Below are 23,612 nucleotides of genomic sequence, written 5' to 3'. Positions count from 1 at the left end.
TCATAGAACACAAATGTTCCATAATCCGACGTTATATAAAATTGCTGTAAGTTAAATCTAATTTTTGTGTATTCATAGCTCAGTTACAGGTTTCGCTCGTAATCCATGTGTTGACTCAGTACCCTGAGAATAAAAATTCCGCTTGCCGTATGAAGATAAAATATGGTGTGCGCTTTATAAGCGAATCTTTTCAGGTCGGAAATGAATTCTGAAGCGTCTCGGCCTAAATTCATGTTTTCAGATAGCACTTCAAAAGTTTCATGCATACTATAAAAATACTTCTGCGCTTGGGATAACCCAAATTTGTATATGCCAAACTCATACATTTCAGCCAAATCAATTTCGGCTTTGCTAGAGAGTTTATAAACGGCCATCTTCGCGCATACGTGTTTCCACTTCTTTCATGATTTCCGGTAATGATTTCGTGCTAACACCGCCTTCGAGGCCTTCTATAAGTTTGGTTTTAAGCGAAAGAAATTTTGCATTATTTGCTTGGTCTTGACGTACAAGATTTCGCAAATACTCACTGTCATTGGTATACTCACCCGCTTCGATTTGAGCTTTTATCCATTTATCCTGTTGTTCTGTAAATGTTACCGTTTTACGAACTGTTGCCATATTTTTTATATTTAAATCATCATACTATTGGTGTAAAATAGCGAATACTGAATTAAATTCCAAGGAATGAACCTATTTTCAAGATTCTCATTCCATACACATTACACTCCCCTCCTACCGTCGGCTCGTATAATAAGTGTTTATTCATGGCCTGTTTATTGTTTTTATAGGTATTCATGAATCTCAAAGCGAAATCGCTTTTCGATTTCATTACTTTTAAGGAGAATCTTTCAAGAAGACGACATAATTTAAAAGATTAATACTCTTTAAAATTTGTGCGAGATGAAGCGGTGGCAAAATAAGCAGAACATTATGATACAGATTGGTTTTCAAGTATTTTTAGATATAACTCTAAAAATTATTTAAAACCGTTTTTCTTAAACGTACACTTATCGGAATTTCATAATCCCCAATAATGATTTTGTTTTCTACGATTTTATCCACTTTATATTTAGACACTATATATGATTTGTGTGTTTGGATAAAAGTATTATCGGGTAATTGGTCTTTAAAACTCTTTAAAGAAATGTGTGTAATAATAGTCTCTTTTGATGTTGTTACTTTAATATAATTTTGCATGGCCTCTACAAATAAAATATCCTCTATGGCTATCTTTTTATGCTGTTTTTTACTTTTTAAGAAAAGTATGTTCTTTTCATCCGTATGCGTATAATAACTGTTAACCTTATTGACCGCCTGCAAAAACCGTTTAAAGGAAATGGGCTTTACCAAATAATCCAGAACGTTGTACCCAAAACTCTGCAACGCATATTCTTTGTATGCCGTGGTCATAATAACTGGAGGCGATTTTTTTAAGTCTTTTAACCAATCCACACCCGAAAGTATGGGCATATTGATATCCAAAAAAATTAAATCAATTTCATTGCTTTCGAGATAATGATTTGCTTGCAATACATTCTTACATAGTGCAGCCACATTTAAAAACGGAACCTCTTTACAATAATCGTTAATGCCTTCTCTGGCAATAGGTTCATCATCTATGATCAAACAATTGAGTTGTTTCATTCATTTATTTTCTATAAGTACATAATCAAGTCGACCATAAAACTCGAGTTTTTCCTATGTATCGTTAATTCATGCTTATCCGGGTATACGATAGATAAGCGTCTTTTCACATTTGTTAAGCCAATGCCGCCAACGGCATTTTTACCGGTTACGCCATCAAAAGTATTTGAACAATGCAGCGAGAGCTTACCTCCTACTTCTTTAATCTTGATCTCTATACGATTATCGGTATTGTTCGTATGGTTACTACAGTGCTTAAACGCATTTTCTACAATCGGAATTAGCAATAATGGAACTATTTTTTTTGCGGAACTTTCAAATTCTATAGTGTAGGTTAGCTGAATATCCGAACCCTTACGGGTTTTTTCCATCTTAATATACTGTGATACGAAGCCCAATTCCTTCTCCAATACAATTTGAGTACCACTTTCATACAGTTGATAGCGTAATAGCTCTGAAAACTGAAGCAGGGTATCTTTTGCCAGGGTATCATTTTTACCTATTAAGTGGTAAACATTATTGATTCCATTAAATAAAAAGTGAGGATTTAACTGTGCTTTTAGATATTTTAATTCTGCCTTAAACGATTCTTGTATTAGTAGTTGTTTTTCCTTTTCGGATTTTTTGTGGGCTTGTCTAAAGATGTAATAAAAACCAGCAACACTGTAGAATAGGTTAACAAAAACAGTTACGCTAAAGTTATCCTCAAATTCATCAGGAGCTACTATTTCAAATACATCATACAGAATATAATCAAAATAGACTTCAATTAAAGAAACCGCTATACATATAGAAATAGAAAGCACATAGTATTTTGCTTTTTTATTCTGCATATACATTTTTGGTACCAACCAAAACACCTGAATGTAAAACAAAAAGATATTGGTAAAAATCCCATAAGTATAGGCATAGGCTAAACTATTGTGGACATCAGAAACATTATTAAACCCATTCCAATCTGAATGGACAACAAAGGCAAACAACCAATAATTTAATACCCAAATCAACAGATGCAGTATTATCTTCCTTATTGATTTGGCTTTATGCATTGATTTCTTTTATGTAAAGAAACATATTATTTATTTGTAATAGGGCCATTATTGCGTTCATCAACAACTAACCAACGGTTGTCAAAATATTATTTTTTAAAGCGTTTTCACCCATTTCTTTGTTCAAAAATTATAAATAAATCATGAAAAAAACACCTTTAAAAATGGAGAAAACCAATCGCTTACACTCTCTTACCAATACAGTTATAGCTGTACTATTCGCAGTCGCCATACTCTCATGTTCAAAGAATGATGGTGAAAAGCCACCTGTAATCGCTGATGAAATATCACAAGAGATCAAAGATTTGATTTATTTCAGAGGAGATGAAAAAGCTTCTACAGTACTGATAGCTGTACCTGGTGGTCCTAGTACCGAATTGGCCACAGATATAGTAGATGATCTTGCACAAGACATTGGTTCGCCAGGCATTTTAACCGTAACCGTACATCAGGCCCAAACGTTAAATCCTAACATATTGGAAGGCAATGATATAACATTGGACCAAGCCATTAATTTTAATGCTGAAAGTATAGAGATGCTTTCTAAAGTGATTACCTATTTTAAAAATCAAGGTAGAACGGTTTATGTCGCTGGAATATCATTTGGCGCATTTGTAACGCAAGAGCTTATTGCGCAAAAAGGAATAGATGCGGCCGATGGTTATTTAATTATAACAGGTAGGCTAGACATTAACGATGCTATGTGGCAGGGTCTAGCCGAAGGAAAGAGTGCGTTTTTTGAAAACGGCGTTACTCCTATAGTAGATGATGCACCATTTGTAGATGCATTTAATAGAAATGAAGCTAGAATGTTCGCTGGATTGGCAATGAATAAATATACAGAGCAATTCAATACCATTGAAAGCCTATCTAACATAACATACATTTATGGAGAAACAGACATGGATGTTGGTAGACTCACGGTCGAAGAAGTTTCATTTTTACAATCGAAAAACACAAACATACTTTCCGGAAATGGCGGTCATGATGTGCCTTTTAAGGATTTTCTTAAACAAGGGTTTAGTGAAGCATTTGGAATAGTATTGCCATGATAGACAGTAACACCACAATTAAAAAGATGATAAAAATCAAATCAACAACACTACTCGTGTTTGCATTCGTAGCAACCAATGTTTGTGCACAAGAAGCTTTAAAGCAACAAAATAACGTAAAGCAAGAATTTGAAGTGAAAGTAATTACTAGCGTAGAATCAATAATACCGGATGGATTGGGACGATCACGGTTAATTTCAGCAAATGATAAACGAGACTATAAAGAATTTACGTCTACACAAACCGAAGAGGATAATACCGGAAACAAATCTAAAAGAAAGGATATTCGGATAAAAGATTTTGAGGAAACCAAACTTTTGAATTTTTATAACATAGGCGGGATAAGATTTCAAAATATCGCAGCAAATGACGCTGTGATTTCCTCAAAATTAACCGCAATGATTTCTGAAGGTTGGGATTTAACATTCGTTACAAGTGCTGTAGAAAGTGATGCTGGCGAGAAAGACGGAAATGGCATTTTCATCACGCGCTACATCTTTAAAAGAAAATCGAATTAAAAAATAAAATTATATAAAAACGTAAATTATGAAAAAAGTAGTATTAGTAACAGTTTTGACAGTTTTTGGCTTATCAAATGGTGATGCACAAGAAATTAAATTTGGAGTCAAGGCTGGTCTAAATTTTGCATTTATTACTGGAGACAATTCAGAAGATTTGAATCCCAACACAGATTTTCACTTTGGTCTTCTGGCAGAAATCCCCCTTTCGGAAAAATTCTCTTTTCAACCTGAATTGATCTATTCTGGACAAGGAGCTGAGCTAAATATTGCATCTGAGGGCAGAATTAATTTAAACTATCTAAATCTTCCGCTAATGGGTAAGTATTATGTTACAAAACAGCTGAGTCTAGAAGCTGGACCACAAATTGGTTACTTACTTTCCACAAAAGGAGGCACCCTAGATTATAAAGATCTCCTAAAGCCAATAGATTATGGAGTAAATTTTGGTGTTGGTTACAAACTTGATAACGGACTCAATTTTAACGCAAGATATAATCTTGGACTATCTAATATTAATGATGTAGACGGCTTTACAGAGAAAAATAGAAATGGGGTCCTTCAACTATCCGTTGGCTTCTTTTTCTAAAATTTAAAGAGTATAAAAACCCAAGCGATCAGCTCGGGTTTTTATTTTTTACTTCAACATTAATAGCGATCAAAAAACAAAAAATCATGAAAAAAACAAATACAATCCTATTACTTCTAATGCTATCATTTTCATTAATGAATTTTAGTTGTACCAGTAGTGATGAAGAGGTAATAATCAATGATTTATCTTCCCTTGATAAAGAACTTGTGGCAAGAGACTTTTCAGGTGTCGTTTTAGTCGTTCAAAATGACGACATCATATTCAATAAGGCATATGGAAGAAAGAATGGTCAAGAGAATGAATGGAATGATGTAAATACCGTTTTTGACATTTGCTCTATTACAAAACAGTTTACTGCTGCTGGAATACTAAAATTGTCAATGCAAAATAAGGTCTCGGTCAATGATGATTTATCAAAATACTTTGACGGTGTTCCCAACGACAAAAAAAATATAACCGTACATCAGTTGCTCACACATTCTTCTGGTTTAGTAGTTGGAATTGGTGGAGATTATGAAACCATTACTGAGGAAGAGTTTTTAGAGCAGGTTTTTGATAGCGAATTGATTAGTCCCGTTGGGGAAAGGTTTAATTATTCGAATATAGGCTATAGCTTGCTTGGTTTGATTATTGAAAAAGCTAGTGGAATGGATTATGAAACCTTTTTAAATTCACAGGTTTTTGAACCTTCTAAAATGAACCATACCGGTTATGTGATTCCAGATTGGGAAACTAATGAAGTGGCAAATGGCTTCTTTGATGGTAAAGAGGCTAAAAAACCAAATGAAGAGAATTGGAGTGACAATGGTCCGTATCTCAATCTTAAGGGAAATGGAGGTATTCTATCACGAGCAAGTGACATGTTACTTTGGAGCCAATCAATAATGAACAATACAGTACTAGATGAAGCAACTACCGCTACATATCTCTATCCTCATTTTCAACCCACAAACATATATGATAACTATGGATATGGCTGGGGAATCGAAAACCCTGACTCAGAAAACAAGCTGGTAGTTCATGGTGGTGCGAGTAATCTATTTACTTCTGACCTATGGATATATCCTAAAAAAAGAATTACAATAATCATACTCAGTAATGAGTTTGAAGAATCTGTCTACACAATCGCAAGAGAGATATCAAACTTTTTGCTGGCAGAGTAAAAGTATTACCTACTACAATATTTATATAGAGTAATAAAATCTAAATCAAAAATTTTAAAATAAAGTAAAAAACAAACGCAGTCATTTTACCTCTATTGCTGTCATTGATGTTCGTAAGTTTCAGTCAAACAGATAATTATAAGAAACACACAATGATAACTAGACATAACAAAGGGGGTGTAGAATTTATCAAATTGGCAGAGCGTTTTGAAAAATACAATTGCCATTCAAACCTACCTGATTGTGAAGATACCATCATAGCAGACCAATGGGCTATAACTGCTGCACATTGTGCAGTAGGGATTGTTGATAAATTTAACGATGAAACGCAAGACAGTACAGTACAGGTTTTAAAAAAACACCTTAACGGCTGGTTCTTTTCGCTTTTTTTTCGGTTTCAACAAGTTTGTCATTCTCCCAAACGCCACTGGTGAGTATAGTGCCGTCGGTAGCATAGAACTCACCGTGCCCATTGCGTTTGTCGTCCTTCCAATATCCTATGTATTTTTCACCATTTGGCCAATAGTATGTGCCATAACCGGTGCGTTTTCCATTTACATAGCTACCAACATAATATTCTCCATCTGGCCAATAAAAAGCACCTTCACCATGGCGTTGGTTATTTTTCCACTCACCTTCGTAGCGGCTACCCGTATCGAGTAATGCGATACCGTAACCATTGGCCGTGTTATTGCGTACTTGACCTACGTAATGCATTTGGTTGCCTTTTACGCTCTTAAAGGTAAGGTACTCTCCAAAAGACTTTTCCTCTAATTGTTTTCTAAGGCGGTTCAATTGAATCTTTGCTTTTTCATGGGCAAAGCTCAAAGAATCATAACGTTGTATTTCTACTGGACCGGCTATTCTATTTTGTGCCAAAGAATCGTTTTCAACGGTATCTTTTTGTTTGATTGCTCTCCCCATGGTGTAGCTCCTAATTGTTTTTGCCAAGGCGATACGGGTTTTGAGTCCGTAATTTTCACTTCCCAACTCTAGGGCTATTTTATCATATGCCTTAAGTGCATTATGATAATCTCCCGTAAGCAAAAGGGAATCTTTGGATAACAAATCCTCATAAATAGCTACTTTTTCGTATAGTTTTTTCCGATCCGAATTAAATTGGTCAATCCTATTTTGCAACGTGTACATCCTGTAAAACATGCCCATTGAAATAAAGAGGACGGATATGAACAATATGTAGGGAATCAAGATACGTTTTTTCATGTTTTGTACTTATCAACTACTTACGTTGTGGGCTAATCGTTTAGATGTATGGATGGTAACTTGTTTTTGACTTTCCTAAAATCTGGCGAGAAATATACATGAAAACGTAATGTCCAGTTTTGTTTGAACTCACCAGCATTTTCCAAGGTTTGCCCTTGGGAATACATCGCCCCTGCCGCTACCGTTAGTCGCGGGGTTAAGATATAACCCAAGGTCGTTGTCAAACGTAGGTCTTCCATCACACTACCCACAACGGCCTTACCGCTCTGCATGATCAATTCGGTTTCAGGGGAAATATATAAGGTTTTGGGTGCTAGCTTATCGTTATTCAAAGGGATTTTGGCCCTAAACATATAACGCCACCTATTGCGGAAAATATAATCGCTATTTTCTTCGAAACCTTGCGTCCACCGATGTTCAATTCGTATGCGATGATAGATCATGGCACTGTATACGGGCATGGCAAATTGATACTGATGCCAAATTCGAAATTCGGGCACCACATTGCGGTCCGTAGAACTTTCATCGGTATTGAAATTGATTCGCATAACACCGCCCAATGCTGCATTGATTTTTTTATTGTAAATGTAACCTATGGCATGGCGGTTGTAAATTTGCCCTACTTGCCCGGCAAACGGGGTGGCATCGGTCTCTTCAAACCGAAAATGTGTTTGGGCCACCCAAAATAAGCGTTTGGAGATTCTGATATTGCCATAGGTATTTACCCAAAGTCTGCTTTTTGGATTTTTGAACCTGGATTCTGACGGAAGGACTTCTACATCCGTATCTTGTGCCGCTACGGGATGGTAGAACACCAGCAATACTGAAAAAAACAGGATAGTTATAGCGCCGATAGGGTTTCTCATGTGCTATTGCTCTTTTGGTATAGGTTGAAGCTCAAATAACGCCAAAACTCTAAGTGGGTCTGTTTCTTTTCTGAGCTTACGCTCTAATTTTGAAGTATTTTCGACCCTAAGCTCCAACATTCGCTTATAGGTGTCTTTTATCAAAACATTCAATGCTTTTACTTTTTCGCACTCAAATTCATCTTGTGCCTGTGATAGGAAATAGGGAACCAAGGTTTTTCGATAGGCAGAGGTAATACGCTTTTTTACCTCTTCATCCATAAGGGTGGCCATAAATGGGTTCCAGATACGATCCTGGTATTTTTCTTTAATCGCTTCTTCTTGTTCAGGAAGCTCGCCAATGTTCTTTGCCAATACGTTAAGTTGGGTATAGCATGATACCAATTTCTTGGCTTCTACAAGTTTCGGCGATACCGCTGTTAACGAAGAATAGGAACTCAATGCTTCATCCGAATGGTTTTTCAGGGCATAAAGCGCTTTTTTAACGGATGATGGACTATTATTTACCGCTGAATCAATACGGGCGTGTAGCTCTTTTTGGCTAGCTATTAACCGCTCTTCGATACTAACGAGTTCTTGTTGCCTTCTTTCATTTGTGAGCCGCTTATCTAATTGATCTTTTATGGTATTTAGACTTTTCAAGGCATATTCGCTCAACTGAACCACACTTCGCAAGTTGTTTCCTGAAAAATTGAATTCATCCGTAGTATCCAAACGAAACGAGCGACTGTTTTTCACGGTATTTGATTCGATAATAACTTCAATGGTGGTTGAAGGCTTTCCAGTGGGCCATAGTTTTTGAATCAATTGCTGTCTGGGCGCAAACTCAATAACTCCCTCGTCGTTGTACCGTAACAATTTGGCTACGGGTCTTAAAAAATCTTCTTTGATTTTCTTTATCGTTTCATAATAGAACGCTGCATTGTCATCCGATAGTTTTAGAATATTCAGTTGTGTATCCGCTAAAAATGAGGTGCTTATTTCATTGGCATTCCTATAATTTTCAGATATCGACATCAACTGCCGATTCTCTTGGTCTGACAGCTTAAAATACGGAACCTTAACCTTGAACTCCGGTAAGAAAGCAGATTCTCCCAGTGATGAAAGAATAGTATCTATCTTCTTGTAATATGTAGCATTCTGAGCTAGCAACTGTTGCATCTTCCCGCCTACTGCCTGACTGGAATCCGAGCTGGCGAATTGATAGACCGCTATGGCCTTAATGTATTTTTTATCTAGGTTTATGGTTTTTGTACTACCGGAATATGCCCCATAGATTCGTGAAGTTTTACGGTTACCATTGGCTTCGTAATTGATTTCGTTCAATACGCCATTTGAAAAGAGCCAATTTTCCGAAGCACCCAAACCAAAGGCATCGTAGAGCGACCATTCGTCGTGTGCCAGTCCATTCCTCAAAAAACGGCCGGCCAGTACCAAACTATCGTTCTCTATGCGAAAACTCTTTTGGGGAACCCCGTTATTGAAATCAATGGTGCTTTTGAAAAGTGTTTGCGATACTTTTGAGTCTTCTATTTTGTGTACAACGTAAGTCCAAGAACCATCTGGTTTTCCTTTTGTTATACTCCCAGAGGCCTCTTCTTGAACTCCGTTAACAGCTACTCGGTACTGGTAATCTATAACTTGCGATTCATTGTTGGATTGAAATTCGCCAAATTGAAATGTCCAATAGCCGTTAGGATAATTGTTTTCAAAACTACCTGAAAAATCAAAAGAATAATCCTGCTTATTCAACAGGGAATCAAGGTTTGCCTTTTTAAGGCGAAACCTACCGTTCAATAGCGTATCACCATCTATTATCGTATAGCCATAATCGGCATTACCTCTATATTTGCTGACGGTAAGCTCTCCTTTAAAACGCAAATTTTCTTGCGCAACAATAGTGTAGCAAAAGAAAACTGAAAATAGAACCCCGGGGATTAGCTTATTCAAATTGGTATTGATCACGCACACAAACAGTCAATGGAATTTGGTTCATTACTGATACGAATGAAACCGGTTTTTAGATGTTTTTGATGGTCTTTGATATAAATTAAGGTTTCTCGTAAAGATATCTGCCCCTTGATTGCAAGGTTTTAGTATCGAACGTGTTAAATTTATGGTTAATCAATTTTGATATCATACACCACTACATTTTTTTGGAAGAATATGTTAGTGATATAAATACCCCTTTATGAGAAATAGGGAGAACAGCCCAAAAAGAGTAAAGAAACCATGGCCGACCAAAGAAGCTATGGAGCAAGTATATGAAATGAATCTTTGGGGGAGCGGTTCATCCACATTTTATTCGGGTAAAGGTTCTCACGACCCTACAATAGTGAATCCGTACATAAATGTATTGGCATCCTTCTTTACGTCTTTCAAGAATAAGCTCACGGTCTGTGATTTGGGCTGTGGTGATTTTAACGTGGGAAAAGATTTGGTACAGTATACGAATACGTACATAGCCATTGATATCGTACCTGGCCTTATCGAACATAACAAAGAAAAGTTTGAAATGGACAACTTGGAATTTTTCTGTTTGGATATGGCAGTAGACGATCTGCCATCTGGGGATTGCGCGATTTTAAGACTCGTATTACAGCATTTATCAAATACCGAAGTACAAAAAATCTTGAATAAATTAACTGGCTTTAAATATGTTATCATAACGGAACATATACCCGAAGGAAGTTTCACACCCAATACCGATATTATTTCGGGACAAGGAACCAGACTAAAAAAACAAAGTGGATTAGATGTATTGGCACCGCCTTTTAAATTCAAGGTAAAAGAAGAAAACCAATTATTGTCCGTTGCTCTAAATGATTATGATGGTGTTATAACAACTACACTTTATACTCTTTTTTGATTAATGATAATGCCAAAACCTTTGTTATGGTTTACGATACATACATTTAGACCCTCACAAAGTGTTAAAAACAAATGACACAGCAGCATAATTTTGCAACGGTTTATTCTGATATCCTTATTTTTAGACTTTGTAATCTTTAATTAGAGAGAATGATACAAAAAACCTTTAGAACAATAGTATTCGCAATTTGTATCGCCAGTACTTTTAACGCGACTTCACAAAACAATTTTGGTGGATTGGCCCTTTACACCGTAAGGGATGATATGGCCACCAATGCAAAAGCTACCTTAAAGGAGGTCGCCGATGCAGGTTATAAAAATATCGAGGCTGCCGGTTATGCAAATGGCATGTATTACGGTTTGTCGCCCAAAGAGTTCAAGGCCTATCTGAAAAGCATACAGTTAAGACCCATAAGTACACATCAATCCGATATAGCCTTGGACAATGCCGAAACCATGTTCGCAGATGCCAAAGCTGCAGGATTCAAATATTTTGTGGTACCCATTCCGCCCATGGGGCTTTTTACGTATGATACCGCTACGCAAACCATGGGTATGACGGGTGGAACTGCTAATCTCTCCGAAATCTTGAATGAATTAGGGGAAAAAGCCCATAAAGCCGGACTCAAACTGTTGTACCATAACCATGATTTTGAGTTTAAAAAAGATGGCGACGGTATTGTTCCCATTGATTATCTACTGGAACACTGCAATCCCAAATATGTAAACTTTCAAATGGATTTATTTTGGGTCACCAAAGCAGGGGCAGACCCCATTGCATATTTCAAAAGGTACCCCAAGCGTTTTAAGGCTTGGCATGTCAAGGATATGGACGATGAAGGTAAATTTGCACCTGTAGGCACTGGAAACATCAATTTTACCAAGATTCTTGAGTATAAGAAAATGTCCGGAATGAAATACTATTTTGTGGAACAAGATCAAACTTTTGGCCAAAAACCGCTTGACGTCATCAAAATAAGTCACAAGGGGCTAAAAGAAATTGGATTCAAGTAATGTTTCACAATTCCGCTCGTACATCAAAATAGCACAGCAGAGACTTAACTAGTTTGTGCTAGCGATTTGTTCAGAATAAGTAACCCTGTAAATGGCATCGCCATAATCGTCTGAAATTAGCATAGAGCCATCATCTAAAAACAGGATATCTACAGGACGACCAAACTGTTCTTGGGATGCATCGTCCAACCAACCTTCTAAAAAGGTTTCATAGCCGACTGCTTCGTTGCCGTCCAATTTTACCAATGATATTCGATATCCTACTTTTTTTGTTCGGTTCCAAGAGCCATGCTCTGCAATAAACGCATGTCCTTTGTAACTCTTGGGAAACATATCGCCTTCGTAAAACTTGATTCCCAAAGGTGCAACGTGTGCACCTAGCGCCTGAACGGGAGCAACAAAATCGGAACATGGTTTTTGATCGCCAAACTCAGGGTCTTTGATTATACCGCCATGGCAATATGGGTATCCAAAATGTTGTCCGGCTTCAGCGATACGATTGAGCTCGCAAGGCGGAATATCATCACCTAACATATCTCGCCCATTATCGGTAAACCACATTTCCTTAGTGTCGGGATGCCAGGTAAAACCTACGGTATTACGAACACCCTTGGCATATATCTCCCGATTGCTGCCATCCGGGTCCATTCTCGTTATGGTGGCAAAACGTTCATCAACCGATGTGGAATCGCAAATATTGCAAGGTGCACCAACGGGAACGTATAGTTTACCGTCCGGGCCAAATGCGATATACTTCCAACCATGGTGAAATTTATCCGGATAATCCTCATAAATGACTTCCGGTTTTGGAAGCGAGTCCAAATGCGACTCAATGTTCGGGTATTTAAGCAAACGATCGACTTCTGCGACATAAAGGTCCCCGTCTTTGTAGGCGATACCATTTGGCACTTCCATGGTGGTGTCCAATAATATGGTACGGTCGGCCCTGTAATCGCCATCCCTGTCTTGTATGGCATAAATGGTCTTATCGTTTCGTGTTCCCACGAATAAGGTACCATTATCACTCATTGCCATGGATCGTGCTCCGTCAATACTATCGGCATAGACTTCTATTTTAAATCCTTCGGGAAGTTTTAATGTATTGATTGGAAGAACTGATACCGGCTCATCGTATTCAATTTTAGGGCTTTCCTCTTTTTGTTTTTTTACGTCCTTACAAGAGAAAAAACCAATTGATATCGCTAAAAGCAAAATAGTTGCTACCGAAATTCCCTTCATTTTAATTTTGTTTGAATACGGTGTTAAAGTTAAGCATTATATGCCATCAACAGGTTGGCTCGAATGAAAAATCATTCTGAGACAGGCGTTACTTTACCTTGGTATGTGATAGGGTTGCGATGGGAACTGTTCACGTATATTGTACTATTTAAATTTGGAAAGATTATCAATCTAAAATTCAACGATTCCATATCCTGTTCCGCGCTAAAGGTAATTTCATACCTGTTCCTATCTTCATTAAAATCGATATCGGCATCCTCCAATACCGAATCTACCTGTATACCGATTTCGTTATTGTTGTATGCGGCAGCCAACTGACGCTCGCCAAAATAGGGCAAATAAATACTTATGCTATCGCCATACATTCGTAAGTGATTGGTATTGCCCAGAAGGTTTATGCTGCCGGCATTACTGTCAGGCAGTAAGATACCCGCATTAATGACACTTTGCAGTGCATTGGTTGTCAAGGGTAACGCCCGTTGGGAATTAATCTCGAACTTTTTGTTGGATACCATCTCGTTCACTTGGCTCAATTGCTCTTGACTGTACTTTACCTTCGACTTGCTAGCACAACCCGCAACAATAAATAATAACACAATCAGCGAACATTTTAATATTTTATTCTGTATCGTTTCCATCTTAAACCTTTATAATATACGCATCAATAATCACTCCAAATTTTTATGAAACCCACGTTTACATGTCATTTTCAATCTTGGTCGTTAATGCGTGGGTGGCAACTTCAGCACTATGCATGGCCGCATTTAGCGAACCGTTCAGCATATAATCGCCAATAGCAAATAGTTTGGGGCCAATTTGAGCTTCTTCGGCCGAGAGCGTGTAGGCTATGTTATTTAAATCGGGTAATGCTCGGGGTATGCGGTATTGCTTTAAAAATTTGGTATTCGCAATTTTACATTCATCCCGGAGTTCTCTTTGTACGGTATCGATTAGTTTTTCCGATGATAAAGTATGTGATTTTACGACCGTGACCGATAGTAACTCCTCTTTGCCTTTGGTGCCCATTTCCAGACTTGTATGAAAAAAGATATTATTTACAAGCGCATCGTTTTTTGCAATCAGGCCTATCAATGGTTTTTGAACACTTCTTTTAGGAACTGTAAAATACAGCGTATCACAACTTTTCCATTTTACGGGGGTTTTACCTTTATTTTGGCTTAAAGCAATATCAGGCGTGGAAAGTAATGTGTAATCACTTTTTATGGTAGAACCGTTTTCTAAATGAATTTCGCCCTCTAGCACGGTGTCAACGTTGGTATTAAACTGTATGCGGGTAGATGACAATTTTTCTTTTAATTGTTCTGGAATCGCGGCAATACCCGATTTCGGCAATACCGCCAAGCCTTCTCCGAACATTTTGTATACAAATTCAAACATTCGGCTAGATGTAGCCAAATCCGGTTCCAAGAAAATACCGCTAAAAAAAGGTTTGAAAAAATCAGTTATGAAAGTTTCGGAAAACCCCCTGGATTTTAGCAACGCCAATGTTGTTGTGGCTTTGGTGTCGAATATACTCGCAATTGACTTCTTTTTGAGGGCCGTATTTAATTTAAAAACCTTGAGCTTATCAGAAAAAGTGCCTATGCCTGAAAACAAAGTAGGCCATAAAAGCGATATATCACGTAACGCATCGCCGATAATACGGGGTTTGCCATTTTTGTAAACCACTGCGCCCGGGAGAAACTCTTGTAGATCCAATGAAGCATAATCCAGATATTTTTGGGCCATGGGATAGGCATCCAACAACACTTGAAAGCCATGGTCCAGTTGGTAGCCGTTGACAATATCAGTTTTGACACGACCTCCTACCCAATCGGTTTTTTCGAGAATCGTGGGTGTATATCCTTTTTTTTCTAAAATTTGTGCGGCAATAAGACCACTTACCCCGGCACCAACAATATGGATTTTAATATCAGACTTTTTCATGGAAATAAATATACATCAAACTACAATAAAAGATTTAGGAACACTAATCATAAGCATTTTCTGAGTCAATACTATTTATGGACTATCTTTGCCAAGCCTATGAATTTGATGACAGTAGCTTTACTTTTTTCTGCAGTTTCGTTTATTTTTTTTGGTCTAGGCTGTTTTATGTCACCAAGGATGAGGACAGAATTCGTGAGATATGGACTCAATTCGTTCAGAAAAACAGTGGGTGCCTTACAATTGGTCGGCGCTTCGGGACTATTGTTGGGGTATTTTTTTTCATCGGTTATTGCTTTTGTGTCGGCTACAGGCCTAACAATATTGATGACTTTGGGCTTTGCCGTGCGAATAAAAATAAAGGATAGTGTGTGGCAATCGTTTCCTGCCTTATTTTATGCTATACTCAATTTTTATTTGGCAGAAGCACTGTTTGATTTGATCTAGAAACCGTAGCTGTGGTATATCAGATAAGCACACAACAGTAAAAACAACAAGGCGGGAAACGACTTTTTAATAGGGTCGTTTATTTTGATGTGCATTAGCACCGAACCGGACAATAAAATGGCAAGCCCAAGGGCAGATGGGCCCAGCAACATGGGCACCCATATGGCGGTAATCAGGCCTATGGCCAAAACAACTTTCAAAAAACCTACTACATAACAGCTCCAAGCCGGCAAACCGTAAACTTTAAATTCTTCTTGTATGGTTTTGGCATCACCACCACGCCATTGGGTGGGTTTTTTGTTTTGAACCAGCCAAACGTTCAAAATACTGATACCAACAATGAGTTGAAGTGCAATAACTAAATAGTTCATTTCAATTTTTTTTTGAAATTACAAAAAAGTAAAATCTTTATCGAATAAAAATTTAACAATATCGCATTCACCGATATATCTTGATTATGCTTTTGTACACAAAAATTACAGTAGCGTTATCTTTGAACTCATCTAGACTTTTGCATTCAAGTGAAAAAGTGGAATTTTACAAGAAGTGAGAAGAGTTTAAACGGGTTCTTTTCAAAAAATCAAACATGTGCAACATTATCATTACAAATTATATAAACCCTGCGGGATTTTGTGTCAATTTTCATCCAATGACATAAAACAGGCCAAAAGGAAACGTTTTCTGTCAAGTCTAGGGGAGTTTCCAGAAGGTATTATGCCCGTAGGCCGACTGGATGAAAAATCCGAGGGTTTATTATTATTGACTACCGATGGAAAATTATGTGATACGATAAACCGTTCAGGAGTCGAAAAGGAATATTATGCCCAGTTGGACGGGGAGATAACCGTAGCTGCATTGGTAAATTTAATGCAAGGGGTTACGATAGGTGTACAGGGCAAAAAATATGTTGCCAAACCACGTTTTATAGCGAAAATCAAAGCTCCCACTACCCTACCCGATGCATGTTCGGCATTGCGTATCGGTAGACATAGGCCTACTTCGTGGATAACGCTAGTATTGACCGAAGGAAAATACAGGCACGTGCGAAAAATGACGGCAGCTATTGGCTATCCCACGCTTAGATTGGTTAGGGTACGTATCGGAGAAATCACATTGGATGGGTTGACCGAGGGAAAATGTATTTCAATGGGCAGTTTGTTGTAGTTACTACACTTTTTTGACCCGAACAGCGTTCATGCCCCTTTGCCCTTTTTCGAGCTCAAAGGAGACTTTGTCGTTTTCGAATATTTCATCAATAAGACCGCTGACATGAACAAAATATTTTTCGGAATTTTCAGAATCGATAATAAAACCAAATCCTTTGGAGGAATCAAAGAAAGATACTTTTCCTTTGCGTACCGGATCGAACTCTTCCTCTTCGCCCTCCTCTTTTTTGGGAATACCCAATACGATATCCTCGGCCTCGATCTCGACCTTCATCGTTGGGTCCGGCGGCGTATCGACCAAATTACCGTTAAAGTCTACATATGCCATAGGAATACCGCCGCCATTTTCTTTGGCTTCGGCTTTGCGCGCTTCCTTTTTCTTGGCTTTTTCTTCGCGCTTTTTTAATCTCTTCTTTTCTTTTTCCGTTTTACTAAAGGTCTGTTGTGATCTTCCCATTTGGTAATTTTAATTATACAATACGATTTAGTTTATGAAGAAATTGAAAGTACTAAACGCAATTGTGTGGAAAAGAAACTATAACTAACTTACCTGGAACGAATTTCATTTCGGGCGATGCCCATTTCTATAAACTTACTACAAAGATAAGATTTGCTTTTTGTTTACTAAAGTATTTTGCTTTGAAAATAAAAAACCCCGCTATTTGTGTAGCGAGGTTCAAAAAAATTATAGTTTGTTTCAAAAATCAATCTCTTAAGGAAATATCTTCTTTCGTTCCGTTGGGGTAGGTTAATTCTGCCTTATCGTCACAAGTACCATCTCCAAAATCGACCGAGACTTCCAATCCGTTTTTGTTTATGGCCATTACGCCCCTCGTCAAATAGTCACAACCTAAATTACCTTCCAAATCAGACGTAACATTAATGGCGTAGGTATCGTCATCCACATTCAGCGTCCAATCGCCACTTAGGGTAAATACGAATGTTTCTTCCATTTGATTGTAGGCAAAACCAAATGTTTTTGTGCCGCTTTCCGAGATAACCGATTCATCTGCCATAGTAACGGTAATATCACTGGTAACAGAAAAAGTATATGCCGTATCATCTGCATTGGCATTGAATGAGTAACTGCGAGTACCGGTGAGCTTAATATTTCCTACGAAAAAATCTGTGTAAGTCGCCGTAAAGGAAGCTGTATTTTCTGTTGACGCATAAACTACGGACAAGGTGCCATTTACATTGTCGCTACCATTCAAATTACAATTGTTGAACGTTACCGTAAAACCTGTATCTGTATACGCGGCATCATAGCAATCATTATTTTTTGCTGTTTGGCCTGTATTACCATTATTTACATAAACTTCGGCGATGACACTATCGGTTATGCCTGCAATATCATCGGTCTCCAATATCGTCTGTAATTCGGTTGCCGTGAAAGAAACCTCTGAACTGTTATTTTCGCTATCGGCATCATTGCTACATGAAAATATCGATAAAGCAGTGAATGATGCTACACAGAACATTCTTATTTTTTCTAATATTCGTCTCATTTGTATAGTTTTTTGTTGTACGACTATAACGTTGAAACACTCCTTTTAGTACTTCTTATGTTTTGGTTTGTCTTTAATAGTCAAAAAATTATAAGGCAAAATATGGGTAGGCTTCTCCCCTATTCCCGTCTAAATAATCAGTTTCTAAAAAAAATAAAATTCAGTGAAAAAATTTAAATTATTGATTATCAATATTTTAAAAATATTTAAATGTTAAAAATATACTAATTTAGTACCTTTTATTGCATAGTACTGTAACAAAAAATATTTATGTTCGTCTTTTAAGCATAACATCAATTAAAACAACTGAAATCATGAGAACTTTACATCAACATCAAATACAGCCCAAGATATATTTTACGTTAGGATTTGGCTGGAGCACCAACAGGTTTTATAAGCAAAGTATAGACAGTAAAAAAATAAATGTAAAAACAGTAAGCAATTAATCATATCAATCTAAAAAAACAGCAATCATGAAAGCATCGATCAGAAAAACAGCAACAGAAACAAGAACATTCAACTACTTTTCATCTTTTACCAACAGCAAAAGAGTGCAATGGGCGCGAAGTAGAAATTTCAATCGTTAATTAGACATCATCATCAAAAACAAACATCATGAGAACTTTCATCAATCAATCACCTACGGAATCCAAACGTTTTTCATTTTTTTCAAATCTTAAGGATAGTAAACGTGTAAGATGGGCAGAGTCTAGGAACTTTACCCGATAATTACTAGGGGTTTTGTACAAAAGCAAAGGGGATGCGCTTCATCAACGCATCCCCTTTGCTTTTAATCGTATTAATCGAGCTCTTTTAAAATATCTTCAGCAGACTGGGTTATTTTTTTATAGCATGCGTAACCCCATCTCGCATAAAAAAACAATACGATCATGGTAAGACCTAGTCCCACATAAAAAGGAGCTTCCCTAGGAATCGAAAAAAAGTCCCTGTTAGATGAAATCCTCGACACGACCGGCAATATGGCGAACAACAGCAAGAAGCTTGCATAGATTCCAATTTGTTGAAATCGTAACAACCGTTTCTTTTTTGCTGTAAAATCCAATAAAGTCTTTTTGTAGGTACTGGTTGTAATATCCAAATATTTTACCCTTCTGAGCGAATTTAAAACCAAAAGAGGTAGTACAATCAAGAAAACAAGCGTAAAAATACCGCAACCTATTTCAAGTCGACCTTGTAATTTGCCAAAGTTTATGAGAATGTAAATAGCTGCAAAAAAGCAAATCACCGCTCCCGTATATTCAAAAAACGATACTGTTCTGAACTTGTTTTTATATTTGTCCTGTGTCATTTGTAAAATAATTTTGTCGGTTAGTTTTTTCTGATTTTCCAATTGCTCGCTCATTTGAGACCAAGCCAATTGCAATTGTTCCAAGTCCATATTTTAAGCTTTAGTTAATTTTTGTTTCAATTTTTGTTTAATACGAGAAATCTTGGTCCCCACATTGCTTGGGCTTAACCCCGTTATTTCTGCTATTTCCTCATATTTTTTACCCTCTAGCAATAAAAGCATGATACCTTTTTCCAAAATATTCAACTCGTGAATTTGGGCATACATCAGTTTTAAGCGTTCTTCAAACTCAAAATCAAAATTTTCGGTCGCTTGTACCACAACTTTCTCTATGGAAACGGCGTATCCGGTTCGTTTTCTTTTATTGACTTGCGTCAGTGCGGTGTTCATGGCCACACGATACATCCAAGTGCTTATTTTGGATTCGTTACGAAAGCTATCGAACGATTTCCATAAATTATAAACAATGTCCTGATATAAATCCTGCTGATCATGCCTATTAGTAGTGTACACAGTGGTTATCTTGAATATGATACCTTGGTGCTGTTTTATGGTTTGAGTAAATTCATTTTCCTTTTCCTTACCCATGAATTATTACGTCTTTTCCTATTAGTAAGTAATATGTACAAAAAATCACAAAAAACCCATATTTTTTTTGATCAGGCAGCCAAGTATAGGTAAAATGGGGCAACATTGTGACCGGATTGCGATCAATGACAACGTAAACGGTGTCTACATAGTTACCGCATGTTAATTTTATAGAACTTTGTAAAAATTTGGATAAGGTATTAATCAAGATGAAAAAAACATATAGAACCTGTCAGCACTGTGGTACGGTAAACCTGAACAGGGATTACTGTGAAAATTGTGGCAAGATCATTAATATTACCCTAGAGCGAAAACTGAAACGTGAACAAAAAACCGTAGAAAAGCAAAAAGTGGATAAACTTGAAAGGCCTAACAGAATTACTTTGTTTTTTGAAAGGGTAAAAGACCACGACAATTTGATCATTAGATATGTTGCAAGGTTTTTCTACTCTGTATGGATTATCGTTATTGCCATAGGGTCGTTTTTGGCACTTTTGTTCGGATATATAGCAGCTTAAAGTGGATAATGATGGGATTAAAGCACACATCTTATTTCGCCAATTTTTATGCCTTTCTATCAAAATGGTATTTCCCCTTGTTTGGTATTTTGGCCATGGTTGTATATTTGGCGCAGCGATTTCAATTATCTATCCCAGAATGTGTAGATAATCATATGAACGATTTTTTGTGTATGCCCATTGTTCTAAAAATTTGTCAATATGTTTTACGTCATATAAAATCCAATGAAAATTTAATCATACCCGTACAATTATGCTTTGTGATGGCTTTGATGTTCTGTTTTTATTTTGAATACATACTTCCACGATACAACACTAGATATACCAGTGATTACGTTGATGGTTTTTTGTATTTTTTAGGCGCCCTATTTTTTTATTTAGTGGAAGTGAAAAATAAAGAGTTCAATCTCAAATAAATTATCGATCATTTTTTAGTCGAATTTTATCGATAAGGATTCTTAGGTTATCGGGTAGATTTTTCTCCGAAAACCTATATTCCATATCCATATCCCCTTCTATAAATTTAATGTGATATTGTAATCCGTCACGCAGCATGGATGCATCACTCTGGTCATTTTTTTCTTTTTTAAAAATGTCCAGCAATTGGCTTCTTTCATTTTCCGTTAGCTCAAGTTCCCCTTCATAAAATTGTGGGATACCTGTGAATCCGCCTTCAATTTGAATCGTATAGTTCATTATACAACTATTGGGGCAAGACCTACACTTGAAAAACTTTGGGCTATGATTTCCGGAGCTTTTTCGGGTATTTTTTTCTCATTGGCCAGTTTTTGGGCCACTTCAAGGGTAATTTCAAGCATATCGTTGAAATTTGCAGTGCGCCATAGCGCTTTGAGAGTCTCAAACCAAATAAGCCCGCAAGCGTCAAGCCCAATTTCTATACAGCTCAAATAAAAGGCCTTGTTCGGGATACCGGAATTGATATGAACTCCTTGATTATTGGCAGAACCCGTATATAGGTTGTCCATATGGTCCGGTTGGGTATCAAAATCATTGGCGGTTCCCGGTGCTTTCATAGACCGAATCGCTATACCGGGGAAATCTTCGGTAACTACGGTATCGCCAATAAGCCAGTCCGCTTCCGAAATGTCCTGCTTTAAGTATTTCTGTTTTATAATGGTACCGAACACATCTGAAAAGTGTTCATTCAGGGATCCGGATTGGCTTTGATATTCCAAATTGGCGAAAAATTGGGTGACCCCATGCATCAACTCGTGTGCCACTACATCTATCGCACTGGCAAAGTTCTTGAACTCCTTACCGTCGCCATCGCCATAGGTCATCTCATCGCCGTCCCAAAAAGCGTTGTTATACGCCATCCCATAATGGATGTTGGAAATAATATCCAAACCCTCGCCGTCTATGGAATTTAAATCAAAAGTGTCCTTAAAATAATCCCTTACAAAACCTGACGTATCGTAAGCTTCATTGGCTACCGGGTCTACAGCTTCATCCTGCCCCTCTTTTCGTAAGAGGGAAACTCTTTGTTGGTATTGGTTTTCCGAATCGTAGATAAATCGGTCTCCATTTCCTGTTTCCTGTTCCCGTACCAATAAATTATTAAGGGTTGTGTTTCGTTTCTCTAAAATTCTACGGGTATCGTTCAGCGTTTTTTTACAGTTATCATTTCCCTTTTTGGCCAAAGCCTCCAAAATATGGGGCGGAACTATAAAACAATGATGTTTGTTGCACATAATGTTAAGATATATGGGGTTAATCTTACAACAATTTCGTTCGTTTTGTATGTAAAAGCAAATTTCACACGTTAAACTCTCTTTAAAAATCAGTCGGGGAAAAGTGTTTTGTCCAGACCTGGTATAATTCGCAGGGCATTTTTATAATATACTTTTTTTAGTACATCATCAGGTAGATCCAGCCCGTACATGGCCCAAAAAGCATGGTATTTTTTGTAATACGGAAAATACTCATCACCTGTTTCCAAAACTCGAAAATAAGTGGGAAACTCATTGGGTCGCCAACTATCTTTTCCAAAAAGTATACGGTCCTGGTACTGTATGAAAAACTGTCTAGCGCTTTTTGGCTGCCTTCCCAATTCTGCGATTACCGCGGCAATACCAACATTCATATTGGGTATATCGTCCAATAACGCTCCAAGTTTTTTCAGGTTGTTGGCATACCACCCCATATGCGCGTTTATGAAAGTGGTATTCGGGTGCATTTTGAACATGCGGTGCTGTTCATTGATTATCTGCTGCCATGGTACCGGATCTGTTGCCGAGCGTTTACGCCTTGGATGGGTTTTTAGTTCTAACCAACGCTCATTATCGGCATCCATGTCGTCCCAAAACGATTTAGGGTCGGCAGCATGAATTAAGACAGGTATGCCCAGCTCCCCGCATTTGGCCCATATAGGGTCAATCCGTTCGTCATCAATTGACAATCGATTGCCTTTGATATCCGTATAACGTAATCCTAAACTCTTGAATATTTTTAATCCCTTTGCTCCGTTCTTTACATCGTTTTCCAATTGCGCTACAGCTTTTTCGGTCCACCCTTCCTGTCCAACACCATCAAAGTCAACATTGGCGAAAACCACGAATCTATTGGGATAATTCGCCTGTATATTTTTAATTTTTTCATTGAGTCTTCTTCCCGAACCACCACTCAGATTCACCATAATGGCCTCGTTCAACAGGTCCATATCGGTAACCAATGCCGAAAGACTTTCAGGGGACATGCTACGTTGGTGGCTGTGCACGTCTATAAAGGGAAATTTTGCTCTTTTTACTTCACTCTTTGGAACTACCAAAGTAGATTTTGGATTGTATTCCTCAAAACCCATGTCCTGGGACCTAACGGTGAAAACCGTAATGAACAATAAAAAGAATACATGTAATATTAATTTGATTTTCATTACT

At 37.4% G+C, this 23,612-nt stretch carries 27 protein-coding genes; 9 read left to right on the top strand and 18 right to left on the bottom strand.

Going from position 1 to position 23,612, the window contains the following annotated elements:
* Positions 1–83 precede the first annotated feature (83 nt).
* The 4 genes from HYG79_RS16780 to HYG79_RS16765 all read right to left on the bottom strand — a co-directional run bounded on the left by HYG79_RS16780 (position 84) and on the right by HYG79_RS16765 (position 2,477).
* On the bottom strand, positions 84–374 hold the full coding sequence (locus HYG79_RS16780; RefSeq protein ID WP_179243216.1) for a type II toxin-antitoxin system RelE/ParE family toxin: 291 nt from the start codon (positions 372–374) through the stop codon (positions 84–86).
* Positions 361–618 (bottom strand): type II toxin-antitoxin system ParD family antitoxin, encoded by a 258-nt coding sequence (locus HYG79_RS16775; RefSeq protein WP_179243215.1) that lies wholly within the window; start codon positions 616–618, stop codon positions 361–363. Before HYG79_RS16775 ends, HYG79_RS16780 begins: the two co-directional genes overlap by 14 nt.
* Positions 619–969: 351 nt before the next feature.
* A complete protein-coding gene (locus tag HYG79_RS16770; protein WP_179243214.1) occupies positions 970–1,644 on the bottom strand; it encodes a LytR/AlgR family response regulator transcription factor in 675 nt (224 codons plus the stop codon).
* 11 nt (positions 1,645–1,655) lie between these two features.
* Positions 1,656–2,477, bottom strand: coding sequence for a sensor histidine kinase (locus HYG79_RS16765; RefSeq protein WP_179243213.1), 822 nt, complete (start codon positions 2,475–2,477; stop codon positions 1,656–1,658).
* Positions 2,478–2,836: 359 nt separating this feature from the next.
* On the opposite strand from HYG79_RS16765, the gene HYG79_RS16760 reads away from it, so the two are divergent.
* From HYG79_RS16760 to HYG79_RS16745, 4 genes are all read left to right on the top strand, one after another.
* Positions 2,837–3,745: a hypothetical protein gene (locus HYG79_RS16760; protein WP_179243212.1), complete on the top strand. Its 909-nt coding sequence runs from the start codon at positions 2,837–2,839 to the stop codon at positions 3,743–3,745.
* Positions 3,746–3,762: 17 nt separating this feature from the next.
* Entirely contained in the window at positions 3,763–4,263 is a 501-nt protein-coding gene (locus HYG79_RS16755) for a hypothetical protein (protein WP_394367025.1), read from the top strand.
* A gap of 28 nt (positions 4,264–4,291) precedes the next feature.
* Positions 4,292–4,852: a porin family protein gene (locus HYG79_RS16750; protein ID WP_179243211.1), complete on the top strand. Its 561-nt coding sequence runs from the start codon at positions 4,292–4,294 to the stop codon at positions 4,850–4,852.
* A gap of 86 nt (positions 4,853–4,938) precedes the next feature.
* Complete coding sequence (locus tag HYG79_RS16745; protein WP_179243210.1) at positions 4,939–6,018, top strand: serine hydrolase domain-containing protein; 1,080 nt, start codon at positions 4,939–4,941, stop codon at positions 6,016–6,018.
* Positions 6,019–6,381: 363 nt separating this feature from the next.
* Here the strand turns inward: HYG79_RS16745 and HYG79_RS16740 are convergent, their stop codons facing one another.
* The 3 genes from HYG79_RS16740 to HYG79_RS16730 are packed head-to-tail and all read right to left on the bottom strand — an operon-like array spanning position 6,382 to position 10,058.
* The gene (locus HYG79_RS16740; RefSeq protein WP_179243209.1) at positions 6,382–7,242 is read right to left on the bottom strand and encodes an MORN repeat-containing protein; all 861 of its coding nucleotides are present in this window, start codon (positions 7,240–7,242) and stop codon (positions 6,382–6,384) included.
* A 32-nt stretch (positions 7,243–7,274) separates the two neighbouring features.
* A complete protein-coding gene (locus HYG79_RS16735) occupies positions 7,275–8,108 on the bottom strand; it encodes a DUF2490 domain-containing protein (RefSeq protein WP_179243208.1) in 834 nt (277 codons plus the stop codon).
* Positions 8,109–8,111: 3 nt separating this feature from the next.
* Positions 8,112–10,058: a hypothetical protein gene (locus HYG79_RS16730; protein WP_179243207.1), complete on the bottom strand. Its 1,947-nt coding sequence runs from the start codon at positions 10,056–10,058 to the stop codon at positions 8,112–8,114.
* A gap of 241 nt (positions 10,059–10,299) precedes the next feature.
* Between HYG79_RS16730 and HYG79_RS16725 the strand changes: the two genes are divergently transcribed.
* Positions 10,300–10,977, top strand: a complete 678-nt coding sequence (locus HYG79_RS16725) for a class I SAM-dependent methyltransferase (protein WP_179243206.1) — start codon at positions 10,300–10,302, stop codon at positions 10,975–10,977.
* A 152-nt stretch (positions 10,978–11,129) separates the two neighbouring features.
* A complete protein-coding gene (locus HYG79_RS16720) occupies positions 11,130–11,993 on the top strand; it encodes a sugar phosphate isomerase/epimerase family protein (RefSeq protein WP_179243205.1) in 864 nt (287 codons plus the stop codon).
* 48 nt (positions 11,994–12,041) lie between these two features.
* On the opposite strand, the gene HYG79_RS16715 is transcribed toward HYG79_RS16720, so the two are convergent.
* The 3 genes from HYG79_RS16715 to HYG79_RS16705 all read right to left on the bottom strand — a co-directional run bounded on the left by HYG79_RS16715 (position 12,042) and on the right by HYG79_RS16705 (position 15,179).
* A complete protein-coding gene (locus tag HYG79_RS16715) occupies positions 12,042–13,232 on the bottom strand; it encodes a PQQ-dependent sugar dehydrogenase (RefSeq protein WP_179243204.1) in 1,191 nt (396 codons plus the stop codon).
* A 71-nt stretch (positions 13,233–13,303) separates the two neighbouring features.
* The gene (locus tag HYG79_RS16710) at positions 13,304–13,870 is read right to left on the bottom strand and encodes a DUF4251 domain-containing protein (RefSeq protein WP_179243203.1); all 567 of its coding nucleotides are present in this window, start codon (positions 13,868–13,870) and stop codon (positions 13,304–13,306) included.
* A 58-nt stretch (positions 13,871–13,928) separates the two neighbouring features.
* Positions 13,929–15,179 carry an FAD-dependent oxidoreductase gene (locus tag HYG79_RS16705; protein WP_179243202.1) on the bottom strand — a complete coding sequence of 417 codons (1,251 nt, stop codon included), beginning with the start codon at positions 15,177–15,179 and terminating at the stop codon, positions 13,929–13,931.
* Between the two features lie 108 nt (positions 15,180–15,287).
* On the opposite strand from HYG79_RS16705, the gene HYG79_RS16700 reads away from it, so the two are divergent.
* On the top strand, positions 15,288–15,626 hold the full coding sequence (locus tag HYG79_RS16700) for a DoxX family protein (RefSeq protein ID WP_228027897.1): 339 nt from the start codon (positions 15,288–15,290) through the stop codon (positions 15,624–15,626).
* On the opposite strand, the gene HYG79_RS16695 is transcribed toward HYG79_RS16700, so the two are convergent.
* On the bottom strand, positions 15,623–15,997 hold the full coding sequence (locus tag HYG79_RS16695) for a DoxX family protein (RefSeq protein WP_179243200.1): 375 nt from the start codon (positions 15,995–15,997) through the stop codon (positions 15,623–15,625). The genes HYG79_RS16700 and HYG79_RS16695 overlap by 4 nt on opposite strands.
* Before the next feature lie 259 nt (positions 15,998–16,256).
* Here HYG79_RS16695 and HYG79_RS16690 point away from each other — a divergent pair, with 259 nt between their 5' ends.
* A complete protein-coding gene (locus HYG79_RS16690; RefSeq protein WP_394367006.1) occupies positions 16,257–16,790 on the top strand; it encodes a pseudouridine synthase in 534 nt (177 codons plus the stop codon).
* Between the two features lie 3 nt (positions 16,791–16,793).
* Here HYG79_RS16690 and HYG79_RS16685 read toward each other — a convergent pair whose 3' ends face one another.
* From HYG79_RS16685 to HYG79_RS16670, 4 genes are all read right to left on the bottom strand, one after another.
* Positions 16,794–17,249: a cold-shock protein gene (locus HYG79_RS16685; protein WP_179243199.1), complete on the bottom strand. Its 456-nt coding sequence runs from the start codon at positions 17,247–17,249 to the stop codon at positions 16,794–16,796.
* 247 nt (positions 17,250–17,496) lie between these two features.
* Entirely contained in the window at positions 17,497–18,300 is an 804-nt protein-coding gene (locus HYG79_RS16680; RefSeq protein WP_179243198.1) for a hypothetical protein, read from the bottom strand.
* Positions 18,301–19,099: 799 nt separating this feature from the next.
* Positions 19,100–19,699, bottom strand: coding sequence for an AbgT family transporter (locus tag HYG79_RS16675; RefSeq protein WP_179243197.1), 600 nt, complete (start codon positions 19,697–19,699; stop codon positions 19,100–19,102).
* A 3-nt stretch (positions 19,700–19,702) separates the two neighbouring features.
* Positions 19,703–20,197 (bottom strand): RNA polymerase sigma factor, encoded by a 495-nt coding sequence (locus HYG79_RS16670; RefSeq protein ID WP_179243196.1) that lies wholly within the window; start codon positions 20,195–20,197, stop codon positions 19,703–19,705.
* Positions 20,198–20,406: 209 nt separating this feature from the next.
* Between HYG79_RS16670 and HYG79_RS16665 the strand changes: the two genes are divergently transcribed.
* Positions 20,407–20,715: a hypothetical protein gene (locus HYG79_RS16665; RefSeq protein WP_179243195.1), complete on the top strand. Its 309-nt coding sequence runs from the start codon at positions 20,407–20,409 to the stop codon at positions 20,713–20,715.
* A gap of 417 nt (positions 20,716–21,132) precedes the next feature.
* On the opposite strand, the gene HYG79_RS16660 is transcribed toward HYG79_RS16665, so the two are convergent.
* The 3 genes from HYG79_RS16660 to HYG79_RS16650 form a co-directional block, all read right to left on the bottom strand.
* On the bottom strand, positions 21,133–21,411 hold the full coding sequence (locus HYG79_RS16660; RefSeq protein WP_179243194.1) for a protealysin inhibitor emfourin: 279 nt from the start codon (positions 21,409–21,411) through the stop codon (positions 21,133–21,135).
* The gene (locus HYG79_RS16655; protein WP_179243193.1) at positions 21,411–22,427 is read right to left on the bottom strand and encodes a M4 family metallopeptidase; all 1,017 of its coding nucleotides are present in this window, start codon (positions 22,425–22,427) and stop codon (positions 21,411–21,413) included. Before HYG79_RS16655 ends, HYG79_RS16660 begins: the two co-directional genes overlap by 1 nt.
* A gap of 89 nt (positions 22,428–22,516) precedes the next feature.
* Positions 22,517–23,608: an amidohydrolase family protein gene (locus tag HYG79_RS16650; protein WP_179243192.1), complete on the bottom strand. Its 1,092-nt coding sequence runs from the start codon at positions 23,606–23,608 to the stop codon at positions 22,517–22,519.
* Positions 23,609–23,612 lie beyond the last annotated feature (4 nt).

The sequence above is a fragment of the Costertonia aggregata genome (genome assembly GCF_013402795.1).
GTDB classification, from domain to species: Bacteria; Bacteroidota; Bacteroidia; order Flavobacteriales; family Flavobacteriaceae; genus Costertonia; species Costertonia aggregata.
This window is presented reverse-complemented; position numbering and strand designations above follow the sequence as displayed.

Coding starts and splice junctions, on each gene's coding strand:
- HYG79_RS16715 (WP_179243204.1), bottom strand. CDS start 13,232: ATGAAGGGAATTTCGGTAGCAACTATTTTGCTTTTAGCGATATCAATT.
- HYG79_RS16675 (WP_179243197.1), bottom strand. CDS start 19,699: ATGGACTTGGAACAATTGCAATTGGCTTGGTCTCAAATGAGCGAGCAA.
- HYG79_RS16765 (WP_179243213.1), bottom strand. CDS start 2,477: ATGCAGAATAAAAAAGCAAAATACTATGTGCTTTCTATTTCTATATGT.
- HYG79_RS16655 (WP_179243193.1), bottom strand. CDS start 22,427: ATGTGCAACAAACATCATTGTTTTATAGTTCCGCCCCATATTTTGGAG.
- HYG79_RS16760 (WP_179243212.1), top strand. CDS start 2,837: ATGAAAAAAACACCTTTAAAAATGGAGAAAACCAATCGCTTACACTCT.
- HYG79_RS16780 (WP_179243216.1), bottom strand. CDS start 374: ATGGCCGTTTATAAACTCTCTAGCAAAGCCGAAATTGATTTGGCTGAA.
- HYG79_RS16725 (WP_179243206.1), top strand. CDS start 10,300: ATGAGAAATAGGGAGAACAGCCCAAAAAGAGTAAAGAAACCATGGCCG.
- HYG79_RS16650 (WP_179243192.1), bottom strand. CDS start 23,608: ATGAAAATCAAATTAATATTACATGTATTCTTTTTATTGTTCATTACG.
- HYG79_RS16680 (WP_179243198.1), bottom strand. CDS start 18,300: ATGAGACGAATATTAGAAAAAATAAGAATGTTCTGTGTAGCATCATTC.
- HYG79_RS16740 (WP_179243209.1), bottom strand. CDS start 7,242: ATGAAAAAACGTATCTTGATTCCCTACATATTGTTCATATCCGTCCTC.
- HYG79_RS16665 (WP_179243195.1), top strand. CDS start 20,407: ATGAAAAAAACATATAGAACCTGTCAGCACTGTGGTACGGTAAACCTG.
- HYG79_RS16720 (WP_179243205.1), top strand. CDS start 11,130: ATGATACAAAAAACCTTTAGAACAATAGTATTCGCAATTTGTATCGCC.
- HYG79_RS16660 (WP_179243194.1), bottom strand. CDS start 21,411: ATGAACTATACGATTCAAATTGAAGGCGGATTCACAGGTATCCCACAA.
- HYG79_RS16695 (WP_179243200.1), bottom strand. CDS start 15,997: ATGAACTATTTAGTTATTGCACTTCAACTCATTGTTGGTATCAGTATT.
- HYG79_RS16705 (WP_179243202.1), bottom strand. CDS start 15,179: ATGAAAAAGTCTGATATTAAAATCCATATTGTTGGTGCCGGGGTAAGT.
- HYG79_RS16750 (WP_179243211.1), top strand. CDS start 4,292: ATGAAAAAAGTAGTATTAGTAACAGTTTTGACAGTTTTTGGCTTATCA.
- HYG79_RS16735 (WP_179243208.1), bottom strand. CDS start 8,108: ATGAGAAACCCTATCGGCGCTATAACTATCCTGTTTTTTTCAGTATTG.
- HYG79_RS16775 (WP_179243215.1), bottom strand. CDS start 618: ATGGCAACAGTTCGTAAAACGGTAACATTTACAGAACAACAGGATAAA.
- HYG79_RS16685 (WP_179243199.1), bottom strand. CDS start 17,249: ATGGGAAGATCACAACAGACCTTTAGTAAAACGGAAAAAGAAAAGAAG.
- HYG79_RS16670 (WP_179243196.1), bottom strand. CDS start 20,197: ATGGGTAAGGAAAAGGAAAATGAATTTACTCAAACCATAAAACAGCAC.
- HYG79_RS16745 (WP_179243210.1), top strand. CDS start 4,939: ATGAAAAAAACAAATACAATCCTATTACTTCTAATGCTATCATTTTCA.
- HYG79_RS16770 (WP_179243214.1), bottom strand. CDS start 1,644: ATGAAACAACTCAATTGTTTGATCATAGATGATGAACCTATTGCCAGA.
- HYG79_RS16700 (WP_228027897.1), top strand. CDS start 15,288: ATGACAGTAGCTTTACTTTTTTCTGCAGTTTCGTTTATTTTTTTTGGT.
- HYG79_RS16710 (WP_179243203.1), bottom strand. CDS start 13,870: ATGGAAACGATACAGAATAAAATATTAAAATGTTCGCTGATTGTGTTA.